At 74.5% G+C, this 24,485-nt stretch carries 22 protein-coding genes; 13 read left to right on the top strand and 9 right to left on the bottom strand.

The features are described from left to right. Positions 1-116 precede the first annotated feature (116 nt). From IF27_RS12705 to IF27_RS12685, 5 genes are all read left to right on the top strand, one after another. Positions 117-3,518, top strand: coding sequence for a S41 family peptidase (locus tag IF27_RS12705; RefSeq protein ID WP_052849817.1), 3,402 nt, complete (start codon positions 117-119; stop codon positions 3,516-3,518). Between the two features lie 85 nt (positions 3,519-3,603). Next, positions 3,604-3,864 (top strand): hypothetical protein, encoded by a 261-nt coding sequence (locus IF27_RS12700; RefSeq protein ID WP_052849623.1) that lies wholly within the window; start codon positions 3,604-3,606, stop codon positions 3,862-3,864. Between the two features lie 105 nt (positions 3,865-3,969). Next, a complete protein-coding gene (locus IF27_RS12695; protein WP_052849622.1) occupies positions 3,970-4,428 on the top strand; it encodes a hypothetical protein in 459 nt (152 codons plus the stop codon). A 1-nt stretch (position 4,429) separates the two neighbouring features. Further along, a complete protein-coding gene (locus tag IF27_RS31015; protein ID WP_052849621.1) occupies positions 4,430-5,389 on the top strand; it encodes a hypothetical protein in 960 nt (319 codons plus the stop codon). A 112-nt stretch (positions 5,390-5,501) separates the two neighbouring features. Further along, a complete protein-coding gene (locus tag IF27_RS12685; RefSeq protein WP_110945820.1) occupies positions 5,502-6,074 on the top strand; it encodes a pyridoxamine 5'-phosphate oxidase family protein in 573 nt (190 codons plus the stop codon). A gap of 41 nt (positions 6,075-6,115) precedes the next feature. On the opposite strand, the gene IF27_RS12680 is transcribed toward IF27_RS12685, so the two are convergent. Beyond that, positions 6,116-6,724: a TetR/AcrR family transcriptional regulator gene (locus IF27_RS12680; protein ID WP_052849620.1), complete on the bottom strand. Its 609-nt coding sequence runs from the start codon at positions 6,722-6,724 to the stop codon at positions 6,116-6,118. A gap of 106 nt (positions 6,725-6,830) precedes the next feature. On the opposite strand from IF27_RS12680, the gene IF27_RS12675 reads away from it, so the two are divergent. Further along, the gene (locus IF27_RS12675; protein ID WP_223291033.1) at positions 6,831-7,835 is read left to right on the top strand and encodes an ABC transporter permease; all 1,005 of its coding nucleotides are present in this window, start codon (positions 6,831-6,833) and stop codon (positions 7,833-7,835) included. On the opposite strand, the gene IF27_RS12670 is transcribed toward IF27_RS12675, so the two are convergent. Then, on the bottom strand, positions 7,784-8,275 hold the full coding sequence (locus tag IF27_RS12670; protein ID WP_052849814.1) for a GNAT family N-acetyltransferase: 492 nt from the start codon (positions 8,273-8,275) through the stop codon (positions 7,784-7,786). The genes IF27_RS12675 and IF27_RS12670 overlap by 52 nt on opposite strands. A gap of 308 nt (positions 8,276-8,583) precedes the next feature. Further along, on the bottom strand, positions 8,584-10,317 hold the full coding sequence (locus IF27_RS12665; protein WP_052849619.1) for a hypothetical protein: 1,734 nt from the start codon (positions 10,315-10,317) through the stop codon (positions 8,584-8,586). Positions 10,318-10,521: 204 nt separating this feature from the next. Here IF27_RS12665 and IF27_RS12660 point away from each other — a divergent pair, with 204 nt between their 5' ends. The 3 genes from IF27_RS12660 (at position 10,522) to lysA (ending at position 13,620) form a co-directional block, all read left to right on the top strand. Continuing rightward, positions 10,522-11,325: an exodeoxyribonuclease III gene (locus IF27_RS12660; RefSeq protein ID WP_052849618.1), complete on the top strand. Its 804-nt coding sequence runs from the start codon at positions 10,522-10,524 to the stop codon at positions 11,323-11,325. A 494-nt stretch (positions 11,326-11,819) separates the two neighbouring features. Next, on the top strand, positions 11,820-12,164 hold the full coding sequence (locus IF27_RS12655; RefSeq protein WP_052849617.1) for an SAV_915 family protein: 345 nt from the start codon (positions 11,820-11,822) through the stop codon (positions 12,162-12,164). 16 nt (positions 12,165-12,180) lie between these two features. Further along, positions 12,181-13,620 carry a diaminopimelate decarboxylase gene (gene lysA / locus IF27_RS12650; RefSeq protein WP_110945819.1) on the top strand — a complete coding sequence of 480 codons (1,440 nt, stop codon included), beginning with the start codon at positions 12,181-12,183 and terminating at the stop codon, positions 13,618-13,620. 22 nt (positions 13,621-13,642) lie between these two features. Here the strand turns inward: lysA and IF27_RS12645 are convergent, their stop codons facing one another. Then, complete coding sequence (locus tag IF27_RS12645) at positions 13,643-14,140, bottom strand: MarR family winged helix-turn-helix transcriptional regulator (protein WP_052849616.1); 498 nt, start codon at positions 14,138-14,140, stop codon at positions 13,643-13,645. A gap of 101 nt (positions 14,141-14,241) precedes the next feature. Here IF27_RS12645 and IF27_RS12640 point away from each other — a divergent pair, with 101 nt between their 5' ends. Further along, the gene (locus IF27_RS12640; protein WP_052849615.1) at positions 14,242-15,072 is read left to right on the top strand and encodes a trans-aconitate 2-methyltransferase; all 831 of its coding nucleotides are present in this window, start codon (positions 14,242-14,244) and stop codon (positions 15,070-15,072) included. A gap of 178 nt (positions 15,073-15,250) precedes the next feature. Further along, on the top strand, positions 15,251-15,655 hold the full coding sequence (locus tag IF27_RS12635; protein ID WP_052849614.1) for a rodlin: 405 nt from the start codon (positions 15,251-15,253) through the stop codon (positions 15,653-15,655). 144 nt (positions 15,656-15,799) lie between these two features. Here IF27_RS12635 and IF27_RS12630 read toward each other — a convergent pair whose 3' ends face one another. Beyond that, positions 15,800-16,489 (bottom strand): TetR/AcrR family transcriptional regulator, encoded by a 690-nt coding sequence (locus tag IF27_RS12630; protein ID WP_110945818.1) that lies wholly within the window; start codon positions 16,487-16,489, stop codon positions 15,800-15,802. Beyond that, the gene (locus tag IF27_RS12625) at positions 16,486-17,523 is read right to left on the bottom strand and encodes an acyl-CoA desaturase (protein ID WP_052849612.1); all 1,038 of its coding nucleotides are present in this window, start codon (positions 17,521-17,523) and stop codon (positions 16,486-16,488) included. The genes IF27_RS12630 and IF27_RS12625 overlap by 4 nt, the downstream gene beginning before the upstream one ends. Before the next feature lie 319 nt (positions 17,524-17,842). Between IF27_RS12625 and ppc the strand changes: the two genes are divergently transcribed. Continuing rightward, positions 17,843-20,617 carry a phosphoenolpyruvate carboxylase gene (gene ppc, locus IF27_RS12620; protein ID WP_052849611.1) on the top strand — a complete coding sequence of 925 codons (2,775 nt, stop codon included), beginning with the start codon at positions 17,843-17,845 and terminating at the stop codon, positions 20,615-20,617. Between the two features lie 30 nt (positions 20,618-20,647). Here the strand turns inward: ppc and IF27_RS12615 are convergent, their stop codons facing one another. Both IF27_RS12615 and IF27_RS12610 read right to left on the bottom strand, forming a co-directional pair. After that, entirely contained in the window at positions 20,648-21,469 is an 822-nt protein-coding gene (locus IF27_RS12615) for an MBL fold metallo-hydrolase (protein ID WP_052849610.1), read from the bottom strand. Between the two features lie 77 nt (positions 21,470-21,546). Then, positions 21,547-22,587, bottom strand: a complete 1,041-nt coding sequence (locus IF27_RS12610; RefSeq protein WP_052849609.1) for a GlxA family transcriptional regulator — start codon at positions 22,585-22,587, stop codon at positions 21,547-21,549. A gap of 71 nt (positions 22,588-22,658) precedes the next feature. On the opposite strand from IF27_RS12610, the gene IF27_RS12605 reads away from it, so the two are divergent. After that, positions 22,659-23,975 (top strand): MFS transporter, encoded by a 1,317-nt coding sequence (locus tag IF27_RS12605; protein WP_052849608.1) that lies wholly within the window; start codon positions 22,659-22,661, stop codon positions 23,973-23,975. On the opposite strand, the gene IF27_RS31010 is transcribed toward IF27_RS12605, so the two are convergent. Further along, positions 23,953-24,441 carry a hypothetical protein gene (locus IF27_RS31010; RefSeq protein ID WP_052849607.1) on the bottom strand — a complete coding sequence of 163 codons (489 nt, stop codon included), beginning with the start codon at positions 24,439-24,441 and terminating at the stop codon, positions 23,953-23,955. The genes IF27_RS12605 and IF27_RS31010 overlap by 23 nt on opposite strands. Between the last annotated feature and the right edge of the window lie 44 nt (positions 24,442-24,485).

The raw sequence follows: 24,485 nt of genomic DNA, 5'->3' as shown, positions 1-24,485 counted from the left end.
TGAGCCACACATCCGAGCCATCCGCCCATGACCTTGCCGCCGCGTCCCCCGTCGATCCAGGGGCAGGTGGGTCCGATCCCGACGGATATCTTCGCTTTCCCCACGTCAACGGCGAGCTGCTGTGCTTCGTCGCCGAGGACGATCTCTGGCTGGCACCGTTGCCGAGCCGGAGCCGCGGCACGGTGGAACGCGCCTGGCGGCTGACTGTCGATCGTACCCGGCTCGGTGTTCCCCGCTTCTCTCCCGACGGACGCGCCATCGCGTTCACGAGCTGGCGCACCCACGACCCGGAGATCCACCTGGCGCCCGTGGACGGCGGCCAGGTCAGGCAGCTCACCCACTGGGCGTCCTACGACACCCGGGTCTGCGGCTGGACGCCGCCGGACGCCTCGGGCGCGAGCCGCGTCCTGGCCGTCGGGTCGCACGGGCAGCCGTTCGCGTACTTCACCTGGGCCTACACCGTGCCGGTCGGCGGCGGTCCCGGCGACCAGCTCCCCTGGGGGCCCGTCGCCGACCTCGCCGTGGCGGGCACGGGCGGCGACCGTCGCACGCTGCTGCTCACCGGCAAGGCGCCGCTCGAACCGGCGGCGTGGAAGCGCTACCGGGGCGGCGCCATGGGCAAGCTCTGGTACCACGGCAGCCGCGTCCTGGCCGAGCTGGGCGGCCACCTCGACAGCCCGATGATCGTCGGCGACCGGATCGCGTTCCTCTCCGACCACGAGGGGATCGGCAACCTCTACTCCTGCCGCCCCGACGGCTCGGAGCTGTGGCGCCACACCGACCACGACACGTTCTACGCCCGGCACGCGTCCACGGACGGGCGGCGCGTCGTCTACCAGTGCGCGGGCGAGCTGTGGGCCGTGGACGAGCTGGTCCCCGGGTCCGTGCCGCGGCGGCTGCCGCTGCGCCTCGGCGGCCCGCGCACCGGCCGCCGCCCGTACCAGGTGCACACGGCCGCGCACGTGGACTCCCTCGCCGTGGACACCACGGGCCGCGCCAGCGCGGTGTGCGTGCGCGGCGGGCTGTACTGGCTGACGCACCGCGACGGGCCCGCGCGGGCCATGGCGGTGACGGACGGCGTGCGGGTGCGGCAGCCCGAGATGCTGGGCGACACCGGCCGGGTCGCGTACCTCACGGACGCCGAGGGGGAGGACGCGATCGAGATCGCCTACCTGCCGCGCGCGGGCGGCGGGCGTGACCCGGTGCGCGTGGCGCGGGGCGAGCTGGGGCGGGTGCGGGAGTTCGTCTCGTCCCCCGACGGCACGGTGATGGCGGTGGCGACCCACGACGGGCGGCTGCTGGTCGTGCGGGTGCCGCAGGAGGAGCCGTCGGACGAGGAGGGCCCCGAGGAGGCCGAGGAGTCGGCGGAGACGGAGGAAGAGGAGTCGGAGGAGACGGCCGAGGAGTCGGCGGAGGAAGAGACGGAGGAAGAGACGGAGGAGACCGAGGAGGAAGAGGAGGCCGAGGACGTGGGCGTCGATGCCGGGGAGGTCGCCGAGGGCGTCGTCGAGGTCATCCGCTCCGTCAACGGCCCGGTCCGCGACCTCGCCTTCTCGCCCGACTCGCAGTGGCTCGCCTGGGCCCAGCCCGGCGTGGGCCGGACGCTCACCCAGATCAAGATCGTGCGGCTCGCCCCCGGCGAGCGGACCGTCCTGGACGTGACCGACGGCCGCTTCGAGGACGAGGAGCCCGTCTTCACGAGCGACGGCCGCTACCTCGCGTTCCTGTCCTGGCGCGGCTTCGACCCGGTCTACGACGTCCACACCGGTGACCTCTCCTTCCCCCTCGGCTGCCGCCCCTACCTGGTGCCGCTGTCCTCCGCGACCCGCTCGCCGTTCGCGATCACCCCGGAGGGCCGCCCGGCCGCGGGCGGGCTCGACCCGGACGACACGGGCAACGAGGACGGCACCGTGCACGTCGAGGCCGAAGGGCTCGGCAGCCGCGTCACGCCGTTCCCCGTCGCCGCCTCGAAGTACTCCTCGCTGCGGCCGGTCTCCGGCGGCGGCCTGGTGTGGCTGCGCTGGCCGATCTCCGGCGCGCTCGGCGAGACGTTCGTGAACCCCGACCACACCTCGGGCAGGCCCACCCTGGAGCACTTCGACCTGGCCAAGGCCAAGCGCACCGAACTCACCGACGACGTGGACTGGTTCTCCGTCAGCGGCGACGGCTCGCGGCTGGTCGTCAGCGAGGACAACGACCTGCGCGCCGTGCCCGCCACCGAGTCGGGCGACGGCGACTCGACGGTCCACGTGGACCTGCGGCGGATCGTGCACGTCGCCGATCCAGGGGCCGAGTGGCGCCAGTCGTTCGACGAGGCGGGCCGCATCGTCCGCGACCACTTCTGGGACCCCGGCATGTCGGGCGTGGACTGGGAGGCGGTCCTCGCGCAGTACCGGCCGCTGGTGGAACGCGTCGCGAGCCCCGACGAGTTCGCCGACCTGCTGTACGAGACGGTCGGCGAGCTGGGCACCTCGCACGCGTACGTCACCCCGGCCCGGCGCGACGAGGGCCCGCCGCACTACCAGCGCGCGCAGGGCCTGCTCGGCGCGAACCTGTGCCGCACCAAGGAGGGCGCCTGGCAGCTCCAGCGCATCCTGCCCGGCGACTCGTCCGACTCCCGGGCCCGTTCCCCGCTCGCGGGCACCGGCGTGCGCGAGGGCGCGCTGCTCACGCACGTCGGCGGGCGGCCCGTCGATCCGGTGACCGGGCCGTGGCCGCTGCTGGCGGGGACCGGCGGCACGAGCGTGGAGCTGACGTTCGCCGAGGAGGCCAACCCCGGGGCCCGCCGCCGCATCGCCGTCGTGCCGCTGATCGACGACCGGTCGCTGCGCTACCAGGACTGGGTCGTCAGGCGGCGCGAGGTCGTGCGCGAACTGAGCGGCGGCGCCTGCGGGTACGTGCACATCCCCGACATGGGCGGCTCGGGCTGGGCCCAGTTCAACCGGGACCTGCGCCTGGAGTTCGCGCGGCCCGCGCTCATCGTGGACGTGCGTGGCAACGCGGGCGGCAACATCAGCGAGCTGGTCGTCGAGAAGCTGACCCGCACCATCCTCGGCTGGGACCTGACGCGCAACGAGCAGCCCGTCTCGTACGCCTCCAACGCGCCGCGCGGCCCTGTCGTCGCCGTCGCGGACGAGGCCACCTCGTCGGACGGCGACATGATCACGGCGGCGTTCCGGCTGCTGGGGATCGGCCCGGTCGTCGGCACCCGCACCTGGGGCGGCGTCGTCGGGATCACCGGCGACCACCGCCTCGGCGACGAGACGGACATCACCGTGCCGATGAACGCCGCCTGGTTCGCCGGGTACGGCTGGGGCGTCGAGAACCACGGCGTCGAGCCCGACATCGAGGCGGTGCGCGGCCCGCTCGACTGGGCCGAGGGGCGCCCGATGGTGCTCCAGACGGCGGTGCGGGTCGCGCTCGACCTGCTGGAGCGGAAACCGGCCGCCGAGCCGCCGGGCTACGAGGGGGTGCCCGACCGCAGCCGCCCGCCGCTGCCGCCGCGCACCGTCCGGTGAGCGTCGTATGCCGGAAATGCGGCATGTGTCGCGTCGTGGGACGCTGGTGCTCCCGACCGTATCCCCCCGTGGAGGAGTGCAGCGCATGGGCATCTCAGACCAGTTCCGGGACAAGGCCAAGGAGCTCCAGAACCGGGCCAAGGAGGCCATGGACGAGCGGGACGAGAACCGCGGCCAGCGGCGCGGCGAGAGCCGTGACAAGCGCGGCGAGGGCCGCGACGAGCGCGGCGAGGGCCGTGGCAAGGCGGACGACACGCTGAAGCGCGGCAAGGAACAGGCCCGCAAGGCGCGCGAGCGCGCCAAGCAGATGCGGGACGAGCGCCGCGACGACGGCCAGTCCCACTGACCTCGCCTCCCGTGGGGCGCGTCCGCTCAGGGCGCGCCCCACGCGCACGTCCGCGCCCGCCCCGGCCTGTGTCCCTCGGTGACGGATACGGGTACGGTCTGCACCGTGAGCGATATCCCCGCCCCGCGGCCGGGCGACGCCGCCGAGCTGCGCGCCTCCGTCGCCCAGGCCTGCGCCGACCTCGACGACATCCGCGAGACGCTGGCGGACACGCCGGACGCCTCCGCGCTCGACGCCCTGACGGCCGCCGTGCGGGACGGCACGCAGGCCGACCGCGCCGCCGCCGTCGAGGCGCTGGACGCCGCCCTCCGGCGCGCGGGTGACGCCGTCGGCCTGCCAGGGGCCGTGGACACGGCCAGGCACTGGGGCGCGGACCGCTCGCCGGGGCCGTACGGCGGCGCCGCCCCCGGGTACGCCCAGGCGCCGATGACGCCGCGCCCCGCCGCCGTCGTCTTCCTGTGCCCGACCGACAGCTGCTCGCGCCGATGGGTGCCCACCGCGTCCGAGCCCCGGCCGCCCGCCTGCGACCTCGCCGGGGCGCCGCTGCGCTGGGAGCGGCTCTGACATGGGCGGGCTGCTGACCGAGCTGGGCAAGCACCTGGCCGAGCGCTGGCTGTCGCTGCTGGTGCTGCCGGGCGCCCTCCTGCTCGCCGCGCTGGCGGCTGCGGACACGCTCGGTCACGCCGACCCGTTCGCCGTCGGGCGGCTCGCCGACCGGCTCGACGCCTTGGCCGCGTCGCCCCGCCTCGACGGGACCGGCGGCCCGGCGCTCGTCCTGCTGGCCCTCCTGCTCGCCGCCGCGGGCGCCGGGCTCGCCGCCCAGGCCCTCGGCTCCCTCGCCGAACGCTGGTGGCTCACGCCGGGCTCCGCGCCCCGGCGGCTCACCGCCGCGCGGCTGCGGCGCTGGACGGAGCGCGCCGAGGCGTACGACGCGCGCGTCGTCGAGCTGGCCGACGCCCGCGCGGACGGCGTCGCCCCGCCGCCGGGCCCCGACCTGGCGACGGCCCGCGCGCGGCGGGACGCGATAGCCCTGGAACGTCCCGACCGCCCCACCTGGATGGCGGACCGCGTCAACGCGCCCGCGGTCAGGCTCGACCGCGAATACGCGCTCGACCTCGCCAGCGTCTGGCCCCAGCTGTGGCTGATCCTGCCCGACACGTCGCGGGCCGAGCTGACCGCGGCCCGCGAGGCGTTCAGCCGCGCCGCCACCCTGGCGGGCTGGGGCGTCCTCTACCTCGCCGTCGCCGCGCTGTGGTGGCCGGGACTGCTCGTCGCGGCCGGGACGGTCCTCACCGGCTGGCGGCGCGGGCGCGCCGGGGTGGACGCGTACGCGGCGTTGCTGGAGGCGACCGCCCGCCTGTACACGCCCGAGCTGGCCGCGCAGCACGGGTTGACGCCCGAGCCGGAACGGCTGACGGCCCGCACCGGCTGGGAGCTGACCTGCCTCGCCCAGGGGCAGGGCCACCTCATCGCCCTGACCGACCGCGCGCCGACGGGCGGAGCCGTGCCCCGCCCGGACCGGTGACGTCCGTACCGATGACTTCCGCGCGGCGCGCGGGTCCTACCTTTCGGACATTCCCGCCGTCCGGCCCGGCAGGGCCTGGCGGCGCGGACCGGCGGACGGAAGGAGTCGGCGCATGGCGCGGGACGACGAGCGGGGAGCAGGACCGGTGGGCGGGGACGGGCCGGTGGGCGGGCGCGAGCCGGTGACGGAACTGGACGCCAGGTACAGCGCGCCGGGCGCGGCCCCGACCCCCTGGCCCGAGGCCCGCGCCCTCCTGGCGGCGGCCGAGATCTCCTGGCTCTCCACCGTCCGCCCGGACGGGCGTCCGCATGTGACGCCGCTGCTGACCGTCTGGCTGGACGACGCCCTGCACTTCACGACAGGCCCGCACGAGCGCAAGGCGCACAACCTCACGGCCAACGCGCACTGCGTCCTGACCACCGGCGGGAACGCGCTGCTCACCGGGCTCGACCTCGTCGTGGAGGGCATCGCGCGCCTCGTCCGCGACGACGCGGAGCTGCGGCGGATCGCGGACGCCTTCGAGGCGAAGTACTCCGCCGCGTGGCACTTCGACGTGGCGGACGGCACGCTGCGCCACGAGGGCGTCACCTCGGTCGCCTACCGGGTGGCGCCGGTGACGGCGTTCGGGTTCAGGAAGGGTGAGTACGCGCAGACGCGCTGGCGCTTCGCGCCCGCCCGCGCCTGAACCGCCGCGCCAGGTGCCCGGCCGCCTGACCGCCCGGCCGCTCAGCCCGTGGGCGCGGCCGGGGCGTTCATCGACATGATGCCGCGCAGCCCCTCCACGACGACGTCGGTGTCGAGGGGGCCGACGAGGGCCGACTGGAGCAGATAGCCCTGCGCGCAGGCCGCCAGGGTCCTGGCGACGTGCTGTGCCGGGACGTCGGCGCGCATCCAGCCGTTGCGCTGGTAGGTCTCCACGATGACCTGCCAGTGCCCGACGAGACCGGTGAGCCCCTCGCGCATCACCTCGGCCAGTTCCGGGCTGCGCACGGTCTCGGCCCAGACCTGGACGACCAGGCTGGGCGGGAAGGCGAGCAATTCGGTGGCGCGGGTCAGGGCGTTCGCCAGGATCGCGTCGGGCAGGGGCGGGCGTTCGGCGAGCGACGCGTCCTCGAAGACCTCGCCGACCGCCCGCAGGACGCTGTGGGCGAGATCGACGATCATCGCCTCCTTGCCGGGGAAGTAGCGGTAGACCGCCCCGGCCGACAGGCCGGTCTCCTTCAGGACGTCCTGCATCGACGTCGCGTGGAAGCCGTCCCGGGCGAAGCAGCGGGCGGCGCCCTCCAGGATCTGACGCCTGCGGGCCTCAAGGTGTGCGGCGGATACGCGGGGCATGGGCGGATAGTAAAACGAACGTTCGTTTCTTGACAAGCCCGGGAGGCGTGCCGCACGGTGGGGCTCGCAAGAAAAACGAACGATCCTTCTTTTTGGGGAGGCAGCTGTGCCCGCATCACCCCACCCCACCCTGTCCCGCCGCGCGCTCATCGCGGTCGTCGTGGGGCTCCCGGTGTTCGTGGCCTTCGCCCTCTGGGCCTTCGCCTGGCCTGCGGCGCGCACCGCGCCGAACGATCTTCCGGTGGGTGTCGCCGGTCCGCCCGCGGCGACGAGCCAGGTCGCGGACGCCCTACGCGCCACGGACGGCGCGTTCGACGTCCACGTCTACCCGGACGAGGACGCGGCCCGCGACGCCGTGCAGGACCGCGACGTCTACGGCGCCTTCGTGCTGTCGGGCGACCCCGCGGGCGGCACCGAGGTCCTCACCGCCACGGCGGGCGGCCCCGTCGTGGCCCAGCTCCTCACCCAGGCCGCCCAGGAGCAGGCGCCGCCAGGCACCGAGGTCACGGTCACCGACGTCGTGCCCGCGCCCGAGGGCGACCCGCGCGGCAGCGCGTTCACCGCCAGCGTCCTCCCGCTCGCCCTCGCGGGCATCGCGGGCGGCGCGCTCGTCACCCTCGGCCGGTTGCGCGGCGCGCGTGCCCTGGTGGCGCTCGCCGGTTCCGCCGTCCTCCTCGGCGGGGTGGGCGCCGTGCTCGCCCACAGCTGGCTCGGCGTGCTGGAGGGCCCCTGGTTCACGGTCGCCGGGGTGCTCGCCCTGACGGTCGCCGCGGGCGGCGCCACCGTCGCGGGCATCGCCGCCCTCGTCGGCAAGGCCGGTATCGGGCTCGGCGCGCTCGTCGTGATGCTGCTCGGCAACCCGTGGTCGGGCGCCGGGGCAGCCCCCGAGATGCTGCCCGATCCGGCCGCGACGCTCGGGCAGTTCCTGCCGACGGGCGCCGGGGCGACGCTGCTGCGCTCGGTGGCGTTCTTCGACGGGGGCGGGGCCGCCGCGCCGGTCGCCGTGCTGGCCGTGTGGACCGCGCTCGGCGTGGGGGCGATCCTGCTCGGCGCCCGGCGTCAGGCCAGGAGCGACTTGGCGAAGAAGACGCTCAGCGGCGTGCCGCGGTAGACGCCGAAGCCCGCCTCCGCGGGCAGTTCGGTGAAGCCGCTGCTGCGGTAGAGCCCGATCGCCTCGGGCTGCCGCGTCCCCGTCTCCAGGACGAGCCGCGTCCGCCCGGCGGCCCGCGCCTCGTCCTCCAGCCGCGCGAGCACCTTCCTGGCCAGGCCGCGCCCCCGGGCCTCCCGAAGAACGAACATCCGTTTTACTTCGGCGTCCCCGGGGGCGTAGCCCTCCTCGACGTCCTCGTGGGCGCGCCAGGCGCCGGTGCCCACCGGACGGCCCGCGTCGTCGTAGACCAGCAGGTACAGGCCGCGCGGCGGCACGAACATCTCCGCGTCGAGCGGCGTCACGTCGCCCTCGCCGTCGTACCGCTCGGCGTACTCCGCCTGCACCAGATCGTCCAGCATGCGCGCGTCGGGGTCGTCGAACCGGGCGGTCACTATGGTCATGCGGCCATGGTACGAACCTGTCGCCACGCCGCCGCACACGCCGTGCGAACGGCCCACGGGGAGGGCGGCGCGTGCGCCCACCGCCCCACCCGCCCGTCGTGACGCGCGTACTTCCCGACGAGACGTACGGGTACGTCGCGCACCCGCACGCCCCCTCCACCCCGCACGACCGCCGCCGACAGGCCGGAGCTGCCCGCGCCCCACTCCGCCGCGGCCGTGTCGCCCGGCGACAGGTCGGTGGCTCCACGAGCCGGCGGCCCAGCCCCCGGCTCCCCCTGTGAACCCGCCGTCCGCCGTCCGCCGACGCTCTACGGCGCGTCGCCGTCGCCCCGCAGGTCGGCGAGCGCCAGCTCGATCCGCCGGTCGGCGGCCGACACGCGGGCTCCCTCGCCCGCCTCGGGGAACAGGTACTCGGCGCCCGCCGCGACATGCCCCGCCGCCCGCTCGTACGGCCGCGCCTCGGCGCTGCCGGGCTCCACCCCGGCCGGGACCGCCGTGCCGTTCTCGATCAGCAGCGCCGGGCCCGCGCCGTCCGCCCAGGGCAGGTCGAGCACGCTGTCCCGGAAGCCACGGTCGGCGAGCAGCCCGGCGGACACCTCGCCGCTCTCGGAGACCGCGCGGAGCATGCCGTCGGGGCCCGTCACCTCGATCGGCGGCAGGTTGTGCTTCCCGAAGTCGAAGGAGAAGTCGTTCAGTTGCGTCTGGACGCGCGTCGCCGCCCCGGCCAGGTCACGGCCGAAGTGCTCGCCGGGGCCGACGCTCGCGGTCGCCATGAGGCCGCCGAAGCCGTTCAGGTCGTTCAGGTCGCCCCAGCGGGCGTCCACCTCGGACTCGGTGACCGGCTCCCTGGCCCACGCGACCGCGGGTTCGTCGTAGACGAAGCGGCGTACGGCGAGCGGCACGTCGTCCGCGTTCGCCGGGTCACGCGGGTCGATGCCGCCGAGCTGCGGGTTCAGCAACAGGGACACCCCGTCGGCCAGCCGCTGGAGCGTCGCGGTGTGCCGCCCCTGGTCCCCCGGGTCCTCCAGCAGCGGCTGGTCGCCGCCGAGGCCCGAGAGGATGTCGGCCCGGCCGCCAGTGGGTTCCTCGTCCAGGGCGCGGAAGAAGGCGACGAGGAAGGCGCGTTCCTCCTCGGTCATGTCCCGCGCGGCGGCGCCGGGGTCGCCGTTCGTGCCGAACACCGACCGCACGAGCGCGTCGAGGCCCTCGCTGAAGTAGAGCAGCTTCTCCGTGTCGGGCCTCCCCCCGCCGTCGATGAACTCGCCGAGCAGCCCGCGCGCGGACCAGGCCGCCATCTCGGGTGTGGTCCACAGCCCGAGCGGTCCGCCGGTGAGGTCGAAGCCGTACGGGTCCAGCTCGGCCGACATGCCGATGAGTTCCCGCCGGTACACCTCGACGGCCTCCCGGATGTCGAGGCCGGTGTCCGTGGCGTCCGCCCGCGCCGCGTCCAGGTGGCGCTGCCTGATGCCCGCGACGACGTCCTCCCCGAGCCGGTAGACGCCGCCCGGCGCCTCGACGCGGAACGTGTCGCCGCGCACGGTGAGTTCCCAGACCGGCGGCTGCTCGTCCCCCTGCGGCACCTCGGCGTTGAGGGCCGCCACCGCGGCCTGCGCCGCGTGGTACTCGTCACGCACCCCGGCGAGGTGCTCCTCGAAGCGCTCGTCGAGCGCGCCGGGGCCGTGGACGAGGGCGCGGACCTCCTCCTCGGTGCTCACGGCCAGGTTCATGGACCGGACGAGGAGCCTGACGGTCTCCTGCACCTCGCCCTCGCCCAGGTCGCGTTCCGTCACCTCGATGCGGCCCTCGGCGTCCACGAGGGCGTCGCCGTCGAGGGCACCGGCGTCGGCCGACAGCTCCGTGGCCCTGCGGGAGAGGTCGCCCACGGTCGAGACCTCGGTGGCGGCCCGCAGGTAGGCCGCGGCCGTGTCGCCCATGTCCTCGACGTCCAGTTCGTCGGCGAAGGCCGCGCTGTCCGTCCACGGGGCCCAGCCGCCCCGTTCGACGTCGGCCCTCCCGAAATCGGCAGGTGTCTTCTCGTCCATGTCGCCCCCGCAAAGTGCGATGCCACGGTGATCCGCGCAGCCTACTCGCCAAGTGGCCTGCCCATAAGCCGGATCACGTGACGAGGGCCGGAAGGTCCCGCGGCTGACCTGGTGTTGTGAACAGCAAATTTCGAGGAGGTCGCCCTGGTGTGGGACGCGACACGTCCCCACCGCCGTCCCCCCGCCCCGGCGTAGGCTCACGGCATGTTCACCGTGACGACCGCGAACGTGAACGGCCTGCGCGCCGCGGCCGGGAAGGGCTACCGCGCGTGGCTGGACGCCACCGACGCGGACGTGGTCTGCCTCCAGGAGGTACGCGCCCTGGAGGAGCAGCTGCCCGAGGCCGTCCGCGCCCCCGACGGGTGGCACGCCGTCTGGGCCCCGGCGCAGGCGAAGGGCCGCGCGGGCGTCGCCCTGCTCACCCGCCGCGAGCCCGAGGCGGTCAGGATCGGCTTCGGCGCCCCCGAGTTCGCCCTGTCGGGCCGCTACGTCGAGGTGGACCTGCCGGGCGTGACCGTGGCCAGCCTCTACCTGCCGTCGGGCGAGGTCGGCACGGAGCGGCAGGCCGAGAAGGAACGCTTCATGGCGGCCTTCCTGCCCTATCTCACGGGCCTGCGCGCCCGCGCCGCCGCCGGGGGCCGCGAGGCGCTGGTCTGCGGCGACTGGAACATCGCGCACCGCGAGGCCGACCTGAAGAACTGGCGTGCCAACCGCGACAGGTCGGGCTTCCTCCCCGAGGAGCGCGCCTGGCTCACCCGCGTCCTGACGCCGGACGACGGCGGCTGGACGGACGTGGTCCGCGCGCAGCACCCGGGTCAGGACGGCCCGTACAGCTGGTGGTCCTACCGGGGCGGGGCGTTCGACCGCGACACGGGCTGGCGCATCGACCTCCATGTCGCGACGCCCGGCCTCGCCGCCCGCTGCGTCAAGGCGTACGTCGAACGCGCCGCGACCCACGCCGAGCGCTGGTCGGACCACGCCCCCGTCACCGCCGTCTACGACCTCTGACCCCGCCGGGCGCCGCCGTCGCGCACGAGGTGCCCGGCGGACGACGGCCCTCGCGCCCGGCGCGCGGTGGGTGTCCGTTTTGGCGTGAACACCCTCTTCCCGGCGCTCCCCGGCGGGCGGGACACTGGTCACGACAGGGGAGGGGCCGGGACGCCCCTTGACCGCCCTCTGCCGACTCCATCCGCACCCGGCCCGCCGTGGCCTTTCGTCGTGCCCCAGAGGAGTTCCGCATGAGCACGAGGCCCCTCCCGCGCACGGACACGTCCGTGTCCGCCCGATCCCGCCCGCGCGCCCGCGCCGAACAGGCCGCAGCCGCGCGCGAGTAGCGGTCGCGTCAACGGCCGCGCGCCGCGCGTCAGGGCATCGTCAGCGCCCGGCCGTCACCCCGGAACGCCGCATAACGTCGCTTTCGCGCCGTCGCCGACGACGGCGAGCACCGGCAGTACCGCAGCACGGCGGCACCGGCCGTCCGTGACGGAACCTGGGAGCGCACCATGACCCACCGCACGTCCCCCGGCGAAGCGGCCGGGGACCCGGAGGAGGCGGACCCCTGCGACGGGGGCCCGGCCGGACCACTGCACGTACCCGTCCGGCCGGGCCCGGCAGGGGTCACGGTCCGCCTGTTCCGTGACTCCCTCGGCGCCCGCACCGCGGTCGCCTTCACCACCCAGGACCGGCTGGTCGCCGTCCTCGGCCCCTGGCAGCAGTGGGTCCGCCTGTCGGAACCCGCGCTGCGCGCGCTCACCGCGCCGCTCGGCGCCGTCGCACTCACCCTTGACCCGCAGCTCGTCGCCCCGGCCGCCGACCGTACGCCGCGCCGGGCGCTCACCGCCGCGTGACGGGAAGGCACCCCGCATGACCACACAGACCCGCACCAGCCCTCGTTCAGGCCCGCAGTCCGGCCCGCAGTCCGACACCCCGCCCCGCTCGCAGCTCCCCCCGGCCACCCCGCGCGTCCCCGCGCAGGCGAGGTCCGCGGGCCCGCTCCGCGTCCCCGACCTGGCCGTCTGGCCGCGCTCCGCGCAGTTCGCGGCGGACGGCGGGGACATGCTCGTCGGCGGCGTCAGGCTCGCCGAGCTGGCCGACCGGCACGGCACGCCCACGTACGTCCTCGACGAGGCGGAGGTCAGGCACCGGAGCCGCGCCTACCGCGCGGCCTTCCCCGACACCGACGTGTACTACGCGGCCAAGGCGTTCCTGTGCCGCGCCCTCGTCCACTGGATCGAGGAGGAGGGACTCGGCCTCGACGTCTGCTCGGCCGGTGAGCTGGAGCTGGCCGCCGCCGCCGGATTCCCTGCGGAGCGGATGGTGCTGCACGGCAACGCGAAGAGCCCGGACGACCTGCGCGCCGCGCTGCGCCTGGGCGTCGGCCGGATCGTCATCGACAGCACGTCCGAGATCGTGCGGCTCGCGGCGCAGGTCCCGCGCGGGTCCCGACAGAAGGTGCTGCTGCGGGTGGCCCCCGGCATCGCGGCCGGGGGGCACGAGAAGGTCCGCACGGGCACCCTCGACCAGAAGTTCGGCCTCGCGCTGCCCGACGGCTCGGCGCAGCACGCCGTCGGGCGCGTCCTCGCGCAGCCGCGTCTCGAACTCGTCGGGCTGCACTGCCACCTGGGCTCGCAGATCACGTCGCCGAAGCCCTACCTGTCGGCGGTCCGCCGCCTCGTCGGGCTGCTCGCCCGGGTGCGCGACCAGTACGGCGCCGTCCTGCCCGAGCTGAACCTCGGCGGCGGCCACGGCGTCGCCTACCGCCCCGGGGACGAGGAGCTGGACGTCCGCGCCCTGGCGCCGCGCATGCGCGCCGAACTCATGGAGAGCTGCGCCGCGAACGGGCTGCCCGCGCCGCGCCTGGCGATCGAGCCGGGCCGCGCCGTGACGGGCCCGGCGGGGGTGGCGCTCTACCGGGTGGTGACGGTCAAGCGCGGCCCCGGCGAGCGGACGTACGTGGCCGTGGACGGCGGCATGAGCGACAACCCGCGGCCCGCGCTGTACGGGGAGCGGTACGCGCCCCGGCTCATCGGCCGCCGCCCGGAGAGCGGCCCCCGGCCGGTCACGGTCGTCGGCCGTCACTGCGAGGCGGGGGACGTGCTGGCCCGCGACGTGCCGCTGCCGGGCGACATCCGGCCGGGCGACCTGCTGGCGCTGCCGGTCGCGGGGGCGTACCACCTGTCCATGGCGTCCGCCTACAACATGGTCGGGCGCCCGCCCGTCGTGGCGGTGGCGGACGGGCGCGCGCGGCTGCTGGTGCGGCGTGAGTCGCTGGCGGACCTGGCCAGGCGCGACGTCGGCCTGTAGCCGGGCGCCGCCGGGGGCGCGCTCAGATCGGGATGTTGTCGAACGGCGCGGTCAGGACGCGCAGCAGCGCGGCGAGCTCGCGCCGCTGCCCCGCGGTCAGGTCGCCGAGGAGGGCGCGTTCCTGCTCCAGCAGCCGGGCCAGCGCCTCGTCGGCCTGGCGCTGTCCGGCGCCGGTCAGCCGCACGAGGACGCCGCGCCGGTCGCTCGGGTCGGGCAGCCGCTCGACGAGCCCCTTCTTCGCGAGGCGGTCGATGCGGTTGGTCATGGTGCCCGAGGTGACCAGGGTCTGGGTCAGCAGCTGGCCGGGGGAGAGCTGGTAGGGGTCGCCCGCGCGGCGCAGCGCGGTGAGCACGTCGAACTCCCACGGTTCGAGGTCGCGCTCGGCGAACGCCAGCCGCCGCGCGCGGTCCAGGTGCCTGGCCAGCCTGCTGACGCGGCTGAGCACCTCCAGCGGCTCGACGTCCAGGTCGGGGCGCTCGCGCCGCCAGGCCGCCACCAGCCGGTCCACCTCGTCCTCCATGCGCACAGTCTAGTTGTTGTGTCGATATGAAGTCTCACGACATGGAGTCTCATCACATCAAGTTTCTTGACGTCGAGAAATGAAGGGGGCAGCATGCGCCCATGACGCCTCGCCCCCCTGCCCCGGCCACCTGGGACCCCACCCAGTACCAGCGCCACAGCGGCCACCGCACCCGCCCGCTCCACGAGCTCCTCGCCCGCGTCCCCCCGCCGCGCCCCGCCGACGGGCAGACCCCGCGCGTCGCCGACCTCGGCTGCGGCCCCGGCAAGCCGAGCCTCGTCGTCGCGGACCACCTCCCCGCCGCCCGCATCACCGGCTACGACAACTCGCCCGCCATGCTCGCCGAGGCCCGCCACCACGCCGGGGCGCTCACCGGTGGCGGCACGCTCGATTTCGCGCAGGCCGACCTCGCCACCTGGCGGCCCGAGGAGCCGTTCGACCTGATCCTCTCCAACGCGGCCCTCCAGTGGGTCCCCGGCCACCTCGACCTGTTCCCCGACTGGATCGACGGGCTCGCCCCCCACGGCGTCCTCGCCTTCCAGGTCCCCGGCAACTTCGACGCGCCGAGCCACGTCCTCCTGCGCGAGCTGTGCGAAAGCCCCCGCTGGCGCGACCGCCTCGGCGACGTCCTGCGCCATCAGGGCGCCTCGCACCCCGCCACCACCTACCTGGACGCGCTGACCCGCCTCGGCTGCGCCGTGGACGCCTGGGAGACCACCTATCTCCACGTCCTGCCGGGCGACGACCCGGTCCTCGACTGGGTGAAGGGCACCGGCCTGCGCCCCGTCCTCACCGCGCTGGACGACGACCGCGAGGCGCACGACGCCTTCCTCGCCGCGTACCGCGACGCCCTGCGCGCCGCCTACCCGGCGGGGCCGCACGGCACCGTCCTCCCGTTCCGGCGGATCTTCGCCGTCGCCCTGCGGCTCTGAGCGGGCGGTTCCCCCACGGGCGTGAGGCGGTCATCCCGGTATGACAGCAGGTCAACGAGCGGCTGAAAGAGCCCCGGGATTGGTCGGAACGGGTGAACGGCGGCAACCGAATCCCTCCGTACGCGTTGTTCAGGTCGCTCCAAGAACAGGGCACCCCGTCATTCGGAAGGACAAGCCAGTGATCAAGAAGACGCTTGCCACGGTTGCCGTCGCGGCCTCCGCCCTCGGCGTGGCCGGTGCCGTGGCCTCCCCGGCCATGGCCATCGGCGGCGACGCGAACGGCCCGCAGACGGTCAACGGCAACGGCGCCGGGCAGGCTTACGGCAACACCACCACCGGTGGCTACATGAGCCCCAACATCGGCCTGATCAACGGCTCGCTGAACAAGCCCTGCATCGCCGTTCCGCAGATCGAGGCCCAGAGCCTGGTGGCGCTCGTCAACGTCGGTGTTCAGGACCTCCTGAACAACAAGGCGTTCCAGACCTGCTCCGACAACTCCACCCAGGTCCAGGGCGACGCGCCGCTGTCGCACCTCCTGTCGGACCTGTCGGTCCTGTCGGAGAACGGCGTCTCGCGCCACTGAGGCCCCGCGGACCCGGCTTCTTCGGCCTTCTGACCGGTGCTCCGCAAGCGGCGACCCCCTCCCCACACCACCCCGGGGAGGGGGTCGCTCGTGTCTGTGCCGCGCTCGTGCCCGCGCCGGGCTCGCGTCGGGGCCCGGCGTACGTCACGCCCGGCGGCGGCCCATGAGCCTCGGGTCGTGCTCCAGCCCCTGAAGGCCGTGCCAGGCCAGGTTCACCAGGTGCGCGGCGACCTCGCCCTTCTTCGGGCGGCGCACGTTCAGCCACCACTGCCCCGTCAGCGCCACCATCCCGACGAGCGCCTGCGCGTACATCGGCGCCAGCTTCGCGTCGAAGCCGCGGCTCTTGAACTCGTGTCCGAGGATGTCCTCGACGCGGGTGGCGATGTCGCCGATGAGCGACGCGAACGTGCCGGTCGCCTGCGCCACCGGCGAGTCGCGCACGAGGATGTGGAACCCGTCGGTGGACTGCTCGATGTAGTCGAGCAGCGCGAACGCCGCCTGTTCCAGCAGCTCACGCGGGTGCCCCGCGGTCAGCGCGCCCGTCACCATCTCCAGCAGCCGGGACATCTCGCGGTCCACGACGACCGCGTACAGCCCTTCCTTGCCGCCGAAGTGCTCGTACACGACGGGCTTGGAGACCCCGGCCTTCGCCGCGATCTCCTCCACCGACGTGCCGTCGAAGCCGCGCTCGGCGAAGAGCGTGCGCCCGATGTCCAGCAGTTGCTCCCGGCGTTCCGTGCCGGTCATGCGCCGACGCGCCCGCCTCGCGGGGCGGGCGGGCCGGTCCTTGCCGTCGTCTCTGATGCTGTTGTCGGTCGCCACGCTCTCCATCATGCCGCGTGGGCTGTGGTCGTCTCCTTCCGGTTTTGTTCCGCTTCGGCCTCATCCATGTCCGGCTTGTGGCGCTTCGCGTCGATACGTTCCGCCTTCGGCCAGCGGACGTCGTAGACCCAGCCCGCCTTCTCGAACCAGCGGATCAGCCGCGCGCTGGAGTCGAACTGCCAGCGGTCCACGCCGTGCCGTGCGCAGGTGGGGTCCGCGTGGTGCAGGTTGTGCCAGGACTCGCCGCACGACAGGATCGCCAGCCACCACACGTTCCCCGAGCGGTCACGCGACTTGAACGGGCGCTTGCCCACCGCGTGGCAGATCGAGTTGATCGACCACGTGACGTGGTGCAGCAGCGCGATGCGCACCAGCGACGCCCAGAAGAACGCCGTCACCGCCCCCTGCCACGACCACGTGAGCAGCGCGCCGAGCACGGCGGGGGTCGCCACCGACACCACCGTCCACAGCACGAACTGCCGCGAGATCCGCCGGATGTCCGCGTCCTTGATCAGGTCGGGCGCGTACTTCTGCTGGTTCGTGTGCTCGGTGTCGAACATCCACGCCATGTGCGCCCACCACAGCCCCTTGAGCAGGGCGGGCAGCGTCTCGCCGTAGCGCCAGGGCGAGTGCGGGTCGCCCTCCGCGTCCGAGTGCTTGTGGTGCTTGCGGTGGTCCGCGACCCAGCGGACGAGCGGCCCCTCCACCGCCACGGACCCGGCGATCGCGAGCGCGATCCGCATGGGCCGCTTTGCCTTGAACGCGCCGTGCGTGAAGTAGCGGTGGAACCCGATCGTGATGCCGTGGCAGCCGATGAAGTAGAAGACGGTCATCAGCGCCAGGTCCACCCAGCTCACCCCCCACCCCCAGGCCAGCGGCACCGCCGCCACCAGCGCGAGGAAGGGCACGACGATGAACAGGAGCAGCGCCACCTGCTCGACCGAGCTGCGCTGTTCGCCACCCAGCGTGGCGGCGGGCGGGGTGTCCGGTTCGTGCAGGGGCTGGCCGGGCGGGAGGGGTGGCACCAGATCAGGGGAAGAGCTCATGAACGTCCTCGGGTGGAGCGTCGCCGGACGATGTCCGGTTGCGGATCTCAAGGAATGGGATGGGCGGTCGGAGAGGTTTGAGGGGGGAGGCCGCGTGGGAATCCAGGGCGCGGTCACGGACGGCCGGGCCGACCACACGGCCGTAACCTACGGTGTCGTCAGTATTGCAGTAAGCGACGACACCGCACGGCCCCCGACCGCATCCGACCGCGCCCTGCCGGTCGCGTGACCGGGGCTGACTACGATTGACCCGTCGGACAGCGCGGTCCGCCCACGTGCAACGACCTGCCAAGAGAATGAGCTGCGAGGAGCCGCACCCGTGAGCAGTCCAGACAGCAAGAGAGCGCCGGAACCCCTGGGCGCGACGGACATCCAGGACACGAAGGGCGCCCCGGAAAGCGGTACCGCGCTGCGCGCCGACATCCGCCGTCTGGGCGATCTTCTCGGCGAGACCCTGGTCAGGCAGGACGGTCCCGAGCTGCTCGACCTCGTCGAACGCGTCCGGCTCCTGACCCGCACCGACGGCGAGGCGGCGGCCACGCTGCTGGGCGACACCGACCTCGCCACCGCGGCCAAGCTGGTCCGCGCCTTCGCGACCTACTTCCACCTCGCCAACGTCACCGAGCAGGTCCACCGCGGGCGCGAGGTGCGCGAACGCCGCGCGGCCGAGGGCGGCGTGCTGTCCCGCACCGCCGACATGCTGAAGGACGCCGACCCGGCCCATCTGCGCCAGACGGTCGCCAACCTCGGCGTACGCCCCGTCTTCACCGCGCACCCCACCGAGGCCGCCCGCCGCTCCGTCCTCACCAAGCTCCGCAAGATCGCGGAACTCCTCGACCGCCCCGCGTCGGAGGCCCGCTCCACCGACCTGCGCCTCGCGGAGTACATCGACCTCATCTGGCAGACGGACGAGCTGCGCGTCGTCCGCCCCGAGCCCGCCGACGAGGCCCGCAACGCCGTCTACTACCTGGACGAGCTCCAGGCCGACGCGGTCGGCGACGTGCTGGAGGACCTGACGATCGAGCTGGAGCGCGCCGGTGCCCCCCTGCCCGCGGGCAGCAGGCCGCTGACCTTCGGCACCTGGATCGGCGGCGACCGCGACGGCAACCCGAACGTCACGCCCACCGTCACCTGGGACGTCCTCCTCCTCCAGCACGAGCACGGCATCAACGGCGCCCTGCACCACATCGACCAGCTCCGCAGCGCCCTGTCCAACTCCATCCGCAACTCCGGCGCGAGCCAGGAGCTGCTGGACTCGCTCGCCGCCGACCTGGAGCGCCTGCCGGAGATCACGCCGCGCTACAAGCGGCTGAACGCCGAGGAGCCCTACCGGCTCAAGGTCACCTGCATCCGCCAGAAGCTCCAGAACACCAGGACCCGCCTGGCCGACGGCACCCCGCACACCGAGGGCCGCGACTACCTGGGCACCGGCGAGCTGCTGGCCGACCTCGCGATCGTCCAGACGTCGCTGCGCGAGCACCGGGGCGGGCTCATCGCCGACGGCCGGGTCGAGCGCGTGATGCGGACGCTGGCCGCGTTCGGCCTCCAACTGGCCACCATGGACGTGCGCGAGCACGCCGACGCGCACCACCACGCCCTCGGGCAGCTCTTCGACCGGCTGGGCGAGGAGTCCTGGCGGTACGCCGACATGCCGCGCGACTACCGCACCAAGCTGCTGGCCCGCGAGCTGCGCTCCCGCCGCCCGCTGGCGCCGACCCCCGCGCCGCTGGACGCGGCAGGGGCCAAGACGCTCGGCGTCTTCGAGACGGTCCGCAGGGCGCTGGACACCTTCGGCCCCGAGATCGTCGAGTCGTACATCATCTCCATGTGCCAGGGCGCGGACGACGTGTTCGCCGCCGCCGTCCTGGCGCGCGAGGCCGGGCTCGTGGACCTGCACGCGGGCTGGGCGCGCATCGGCATCGTGCCGCTCCTGGAGACCACCGACGAGCTGAAGATCGCCGACGAACTCCTCGACGCGATGCTGTCCGACCCCTCCTACCGCCGCCTCGTCTCGCTGCGCGACGACGTGCAGGAGGTCATGCTCGGCTACTCGGACTCCTCCAAGTTCGGCGGCATCACCACCTCGCAGTGGGAGATCCACCGCGCGCAGCGCCGCCTGCGGGACGTGGCGCACCGGCACGGCGTGCGGCTGCGGCTGTTCCACGGCCGCGGCGGCACCGTCGGCCGGGGCGGCGGCCCGACGCACGACGCGATCCTCGCCCAGCCCTGGGGCACGCTTGAGGGCGAGATCAAGGTGACCGAGCAGGGCGAGGTCATCTCCGACAAGTACCTGGTCCCCGCGCTCGCGCGCGAGAACCTGGAGCTGACGGTCGGCGCGACGCTCCAGGCGTCCGCGCTGCACACCGCGCCGCGCCAGTCCAGCGAGGACCTGACGCGCTGGGACGCGGCGATGGACACCGTCTCCGACGCGGCGCACGGCGCGTACCGACGGCTGGTCGAGGACCCCGACCTGCCCGCGTACTTCTTCGCCTCCACGCCGGTGGACCAGCTCGCCGAGCTGCACCTCGGCTCCCGGCCGTCGCGCCGCCCCGACACGGGCGCGGGGCTCGACGGGCTGCGGGCGATCCCGTGGGTCTTCGGCTGGACGCAGTCGCGGCAGATCGTGCCCGGCTGGTTCGGCGTCGGCACCGGCCTGGCGGCGGCCAGGGAGGCGGGGCTCGAAGACGTCCTCGGTGAGGCGTACGGGCGGTGGCACTTCTTCCGGAACTTCCTGTCGAACGTCGAGATGACCCTCGCCAAGACGGACCTGCGCATCGCCCAGCACTACGTGGACACCCTCGTCCCCGACGAGCTGAAGCACGTCTTCGACGTGATCAGGGCCGAGCACGAGCGCACGGTCGCCGAGGTGCTGCACATCACCGGCGAGCGGGCGCTGCTGGACGCCGATCCCGCGCTCCAGCGCACGCTGCACACCCGTGACGCCTACCTCGACCCGATCTCGTACCTCCAGGTGACGCTGCTGCACCGGCAGCGGGAGGCGGTCGCGCGCGGCGAGGAGCCGGACCAGCTGCTCTCCCGGGCGCTGCTGCTGACCGTCAACGGCGTCGCGGCGGGGCTGCGCAACACCGGCTGAGGCCGCGGGCCCGTCCGGTCCCGCCCGGCCTCAGCGCCAGCTCATCTCGCCCGTCGCCACCTTGGCGCCGAGGTCGAGGCTGAGCATGCCGTCGAGGCCGGGGAAGCGCCGCCGCATCGCGTCCACGAGCGCGGCGGCGCCGTCCGCCCGCGCCAGCTCCTCGTCGAAGGCGGCGAGGTAGGCGCGGGTGAACGTGAGCGCGGAGGCGTCGGTCGCGGTGTCCGCCGTGCGGTGGCCGGGGACGACGTAGCCCGGCTGGAGTTCCTGCGCGTCGGCGAGCGCGCGGTCCCAGGCGGCCCGTTCTGCGGGGGAGCGGGTGTCGGCCGTCCAGACGTGCAGACCGGCGAAGACCAGCACGCCGCCGAGCAGCGCGCGGTCCTCCGGCTGCCACAGGTACTGCGTCCTGGCGGCGAGCGCGGGGTCGGCCGGGTCGCCGCCGCGCACCTCGAACGTCCGGCCCTCCAGGTCGAGCGTCGTGCCGGACATGACCTCGGGGACGACGATCTCCTCGGCCAGGTTGGGGCCGAGGTTGCGCCAGGTCTCCCGTTTCTCCGCCCAGCTGGCGGCGATGCGCTCGACCGTCCCCGGCAGGGCGACGACGCGCGCGCGGGGGAAGGCGGCGCGGACGACCTCCAGGCCGAAGTAGCAGTCGGGGTCGGGGGCGCTGACGAAGACGGTGGTCAGCTGCTTGCCGCTGTCCAGCACGGCGGCGACGACCCGGTGCTGTTCCGCGACGGTGAACTGGCCGTCCACGAGGAGCGCTTCGCGTTCGCCCATGACCAGCACCGACGCCTTGTTGAGACCGGGTCCGCCCGCGGTGTGGACGGCGTAGGAGAGCGAGGAAGGCGGCACGTGACCAGCACATCACGGGGTGGGGGCACGCGCATTCCGGCGGCGGGCAGGCGGGCGGGTCGGCGGCCCGGCCGGGCTCAGCCGACCGCGGTGTCGATGCCGCGGAAGGTGCGGCGGTAGGCGCTGGGGGAGACGCCCAGGGCGCTCGCCATGTGCTGCCGCAGGGAGGCGGCGGTGCCGAAGCCCGCGCGTTCGGCGACGCGGTCCACGGGCAGGTCGGTCTCCTCCAGCAGCCGCCTGGCCCGTTCGAGGCGCCGCAGGGTCAGCCAGCGCTGCGGGGACAGGCCGGTCTCCTCGCGGAACCGCCGCGTGAACGTCCGCACGCTCATGCCCTCAAGGCCCGCCAGCTCGCGCAGGGTCAGGGGGCGGTCGAGCCGGTCGAGCGCCCACGCGCGGGCCCGGCCGGTCGCGTGGGTGCCGGGGCGGGGGAAGGGGAGTTCGACGTACTGGGCCTGGCCGCCCTCGCGGTGCGGGGGGACGACGGTGCGGCGCGCGACCCGGTTGGCCGCCGAGGCGCCGAAGTCGGAGCGGACCAGGTGGAGGCACAGGTCGATGCCGGAGGCGACGCCCGCCGACGTGAGGACGCGGCCGGTGGCGGTCGTCTCGTCGGTGTAGAGGATGTCGGGTGCGACGTGGACGGCCGGGTGGAGCGTGGCGAGGTGGTCGCACAGGCTCCAGTGCGTCGTGGCGCGCAGGCCGTCGAGCAGCCCGGCGGCGGCGAGGACGAAGGCGCCGGTGCAGATGGAGGCGATCCGGGTTCCCGGCCTGATGTGGGCGAGCGCGGCGGCGAGCGGCGCGGGGAGCGCGCCGGGCGCCAGCTCCTCGTCCACGCCGTGGGCCGCCGGGAGGATCACGGTGTCCGCCTCGGCGAGCAGCGCGGGGCCGTGCGCGACGTTGACGGTGACGTCGGTGTCGGTGCGCACCTCGCCGGGGACGAGCGCGCACGTCAGCACCTCGTACAGCGGCTCGCCAGAGGGACCGGCGGCCCGGCCCAGGATGCGGTGGACGATGCCGAGTTCGATGGGCAGCATCCGGTCGCGGACGAGGACGGCGACGCGGTGCCGGTCCCGGTGGGAGAACGAAGGTTCGTTTTCTTTAAGGTCGCGCGGCCGGGGCATGGCCCGATCCTTGCACATGATGGCCTCCGGGCCACTCGTTGCGCCCCGGGCCGCCCCGGGACGATCGTCGGGTGACCACATCGACGAACGTCTCCGCGCCGCCCGCCGCGCGACGGCCGCCCCGCGTCCACCCCGCCTGGTGGGTGGCCGCCGTCGCGTTCCTGGTGCTCATCGGCGCGGCGGGCTTCCGCGCGGCGCCCGGCGTGCTGATCGACCCGCTGCACGACGAGTTCGGCTGGTCGCGCGGCAGCATCTCGTTCGCCGTCTCCGTGAACCTCGTCCTCTACGGCCTCACCGCGCCGTTCGCCACCGCGCTCATGGAGCGCTACGGCATCCGCGTCGTCGTCACCGGCGCCCTCCTCCTCATCTCGACCGGCAGCGGCCTCACGGTGTTCATGACGAGCCAGTGGCAACTGATCCTGTTCTGGGGCGTGTTCGTCGGCCTCGGCGCGGGCTCGATGGCGCTGGCCTTCGCCGGGACCATCGCGAACCGCTGGTTCGTGGCCCGGCGCGGCCTGGTGACCGGCATCCTCACGGCGGGCGGCGCGGCGGGCAACCTCGTCTTCCTGCCGGTCGTCGCCGTCCTCGCGGACGGCCCCGGCTGGCGCGCCGCCTCCCTCACCGTCTCCCTCGCCGCGCTGGCCGTCGTCCCCCTCGTCCTGTGGCGGATGCGCGACCGGCCCGAGGACCTGGGCACCCTGCCCTACGGCGCGGGCCCCGACCACGTCCCGCCGCCCGCCCCGCCCCCCGGCGCCGCCCGGCGCGCGCTCGGCGCCCTCGCCACCGCCTCGCGCAGCGGCGTCTTCTGGCTGCTCGCCGGAACGTTCGCGATCTGCGGCGCCTCCACCAACGGCCTGATCGGCACCCACTTCGTGCCAGGTGCGCACGACCACGGCATGGACGTCACGGTCGCCGCGTCCCTGCTGGCCGTCATCGGCGTCTTCGACCTGGTGGGCACCGTCTTCTCCGGCTGGCTCACCGACCGCTACGACTCACGGCGCCTGCTCGCCGTCTACTACGGCCTGCGCGGCGTCTCGCTGCTGCTCCTGCCGCTGCTGCTGAGCGACAGCGTGCACCCGCCGATGCTGTTCTTCATCGTCTTCTACGGCCTCGACTGGGTCGCGACCGTCCCGCCCACCATCGCGCTGTGCCGGGAGCACTTCGGCGCGGACGGCGGCGTCGTCTTCGGGTGGGTGCTGGCCTCCCACCAGATCGGCGCGGCGGCCGTCGCGTTCGCCGCCGGGGCGATCCGGGACACCACCGGCTCCTACGACCTGGCGTGGACGTCGGCCGGGGTGCTGTGCGCGCTGGCCACCGTCATGGTCATGGTGATCCGCCGCCCCCGCGCCGCCGCGCCGTCCGCCGTCACATCCCCAGCGCGAACGTGACGCCGAGGGCCGTCAGCGACAGCAGGGCCAGCGACCACGCCGTCCGCGCCCAGCGCAGGCCGCCCCCGACGACGATGGCGGCCAGCAGCAGGGCGCCGGTCAGCGGCAGCCAGGCCAGCAGGATGCCCGCCGCGTCCGACCGCACCGCCAGGGTGCTGTCCGGCTTCAGCACGACGGGCAGCGTCTCGCCCGCCTCGCGCCCGACGGTCTGCTCCAGCACGACGGTCCTGCCGCCGGGCGAGAAGGTGCCGGTGCACGCGTCGCGGTCGCAGGCGGTGAGCAGCATGTCGCCCTGCTCGCGATCGCCCGGGAACATCGCGTGCGGCGCCAGGTCCCACGACTCGCGGACGCCACCGGCGACCAGCAGGGCCGCGACGAGAAGGAGCAGCAGGTTGCGCGCGAGCAGCAGGGCGCCGAAGGCGCTGTCGCCCGTCCGGCGGGCGGCGCCGCGGCGTGTTTCAGCCATGACCGAGATCCTTGGCCACGGCCGTACGCGCGGTCAAGCCCCGG

Source organism: Streptomyces avicenniae (genome assembly GCF_000719135.1).
GTDB lineage: Bacteria > Actinomycetota > Actinomycetes > Streptomycetales > Streptomycetaceae > Streptomyces > Streptomyces avicenniae.
This window is presented reverse-complemented; position numbering and strand designations above follow the sequence as displayed.

What these genes read in the sequence shown, in the direction of transcription:
- IF27_RS12700 (WP_052849623.1), top strand. Translation starts at nt 3,604, where the DNA reads ATGGGCATCTCAGACCAGTTCCGGGACAAGGCCAAGGAGCTCCAGAAC.
- IF27_RS31015 (WP_052849621.1), top strand. Translation starts at nt 4,430, where the DNA reads ATGGGCGGGCTGCTGACCGAGCTGGGCAAGCACCTGGCCGAGCGCTGG.
- IF27_RS12685 (WP_110945820.1), top strand. Translation starts at nt 5,502, where the DNA reads ATGGCGCGGGACGACGAGCGGGGAGCAGGACCGGTGGGCGGGGACGGG.
- IF27_RS12680 (WP_052849620.1), bottom strand. Translation starts at nt 6,724, where the DNA reads ATGCCCCGCGTATCCGCCGCACACCTTGAGGCCCGCAGGCGTCAGATC.
- IF27_RS12670 (WP_052849814.1), bottom strand. Translation starts at nt 8,275, where the DNA reads ATGACCATAGTGACCGCCCGGTTCGACGACCCCGACGCGCGCATGCTG.
- IF27_RS12665 (WP_052849619.1), bottom strand. Translation starts at nt 10,317, where the DNA reads ATGGACGAGAAGACACCTGCCGATTTCGGGAGGGCCGACGTCGAACGG.
- IF27_RS12660 (WP_052849618.1), top strand. Translation starts at nt 10,522, where the DNA reads ATGTTCACCGTGACGACCGCGAACGTGAACGGCCTGCGCGCCGCGGCC.
- IF27_RS12655 (WP_052849617.1), top strand. Translation starts at nt 11,820, where the DNA reads ATGACCCACCGCACGTCCCCCGGCGAAGCGGCCGGGGACCCGGAGGAG.
- lysA (WP_110945819.1), top strand. Translation starts at nt 12,181, where the DNA reads ATGACCACACAGACCCGCACCAGCCCTCGTTCAGGCCCGCAGTCCGGC.
- IF27_RS12645 (WP_052849616.1), bottom strand. Translation starts at nt 14,140, where the DNA reads ATGGAGGACGAGGTGGACCGGCTGGTGGCGGCCTGGCGGCGCGAGCGC.
- IF27_RS12640 (WP_052849615.1), top strand. Translation starts at nt 14,242, where the DNA reads ATGACGCCTCGCCCCCCTGCCCCGGCCACCTGGGACCCCACCCAGTAC.
- IF27_RS12630 (WP_110945818.1), bottom strand. Translation starts at nt 16,489, where the DNA reads ATGATGGAGAGCGTGGCGACCGACAACAGCATCAGAGACGACGGCAAG.
- IF27_RS12625 (WP_052849612.1), bottom strand. Translation starts at nt 17,523, where the DNA reads ATGAGCTCTTCCCCTGATCTGGTGCCACCCCTCCCGCCCGGCCAGCCC.
- IF27_RS12610 (WP_052849609.1), bottom strand. Translation starts at nt 22,587, where the DNA reads ATGCCCCGGCCGCGCGACCTTAAAGAAAACGAACCTTCGTTCTCCCAC.
- IF27_RS31010 (WP_052849607.1), bottom strand. Translation starts at nt 24,441, where the DNA reads ATGGCTGAAACACGCCGCGGCGCCGCCCGCCGGACGGGCGACAGCGCC.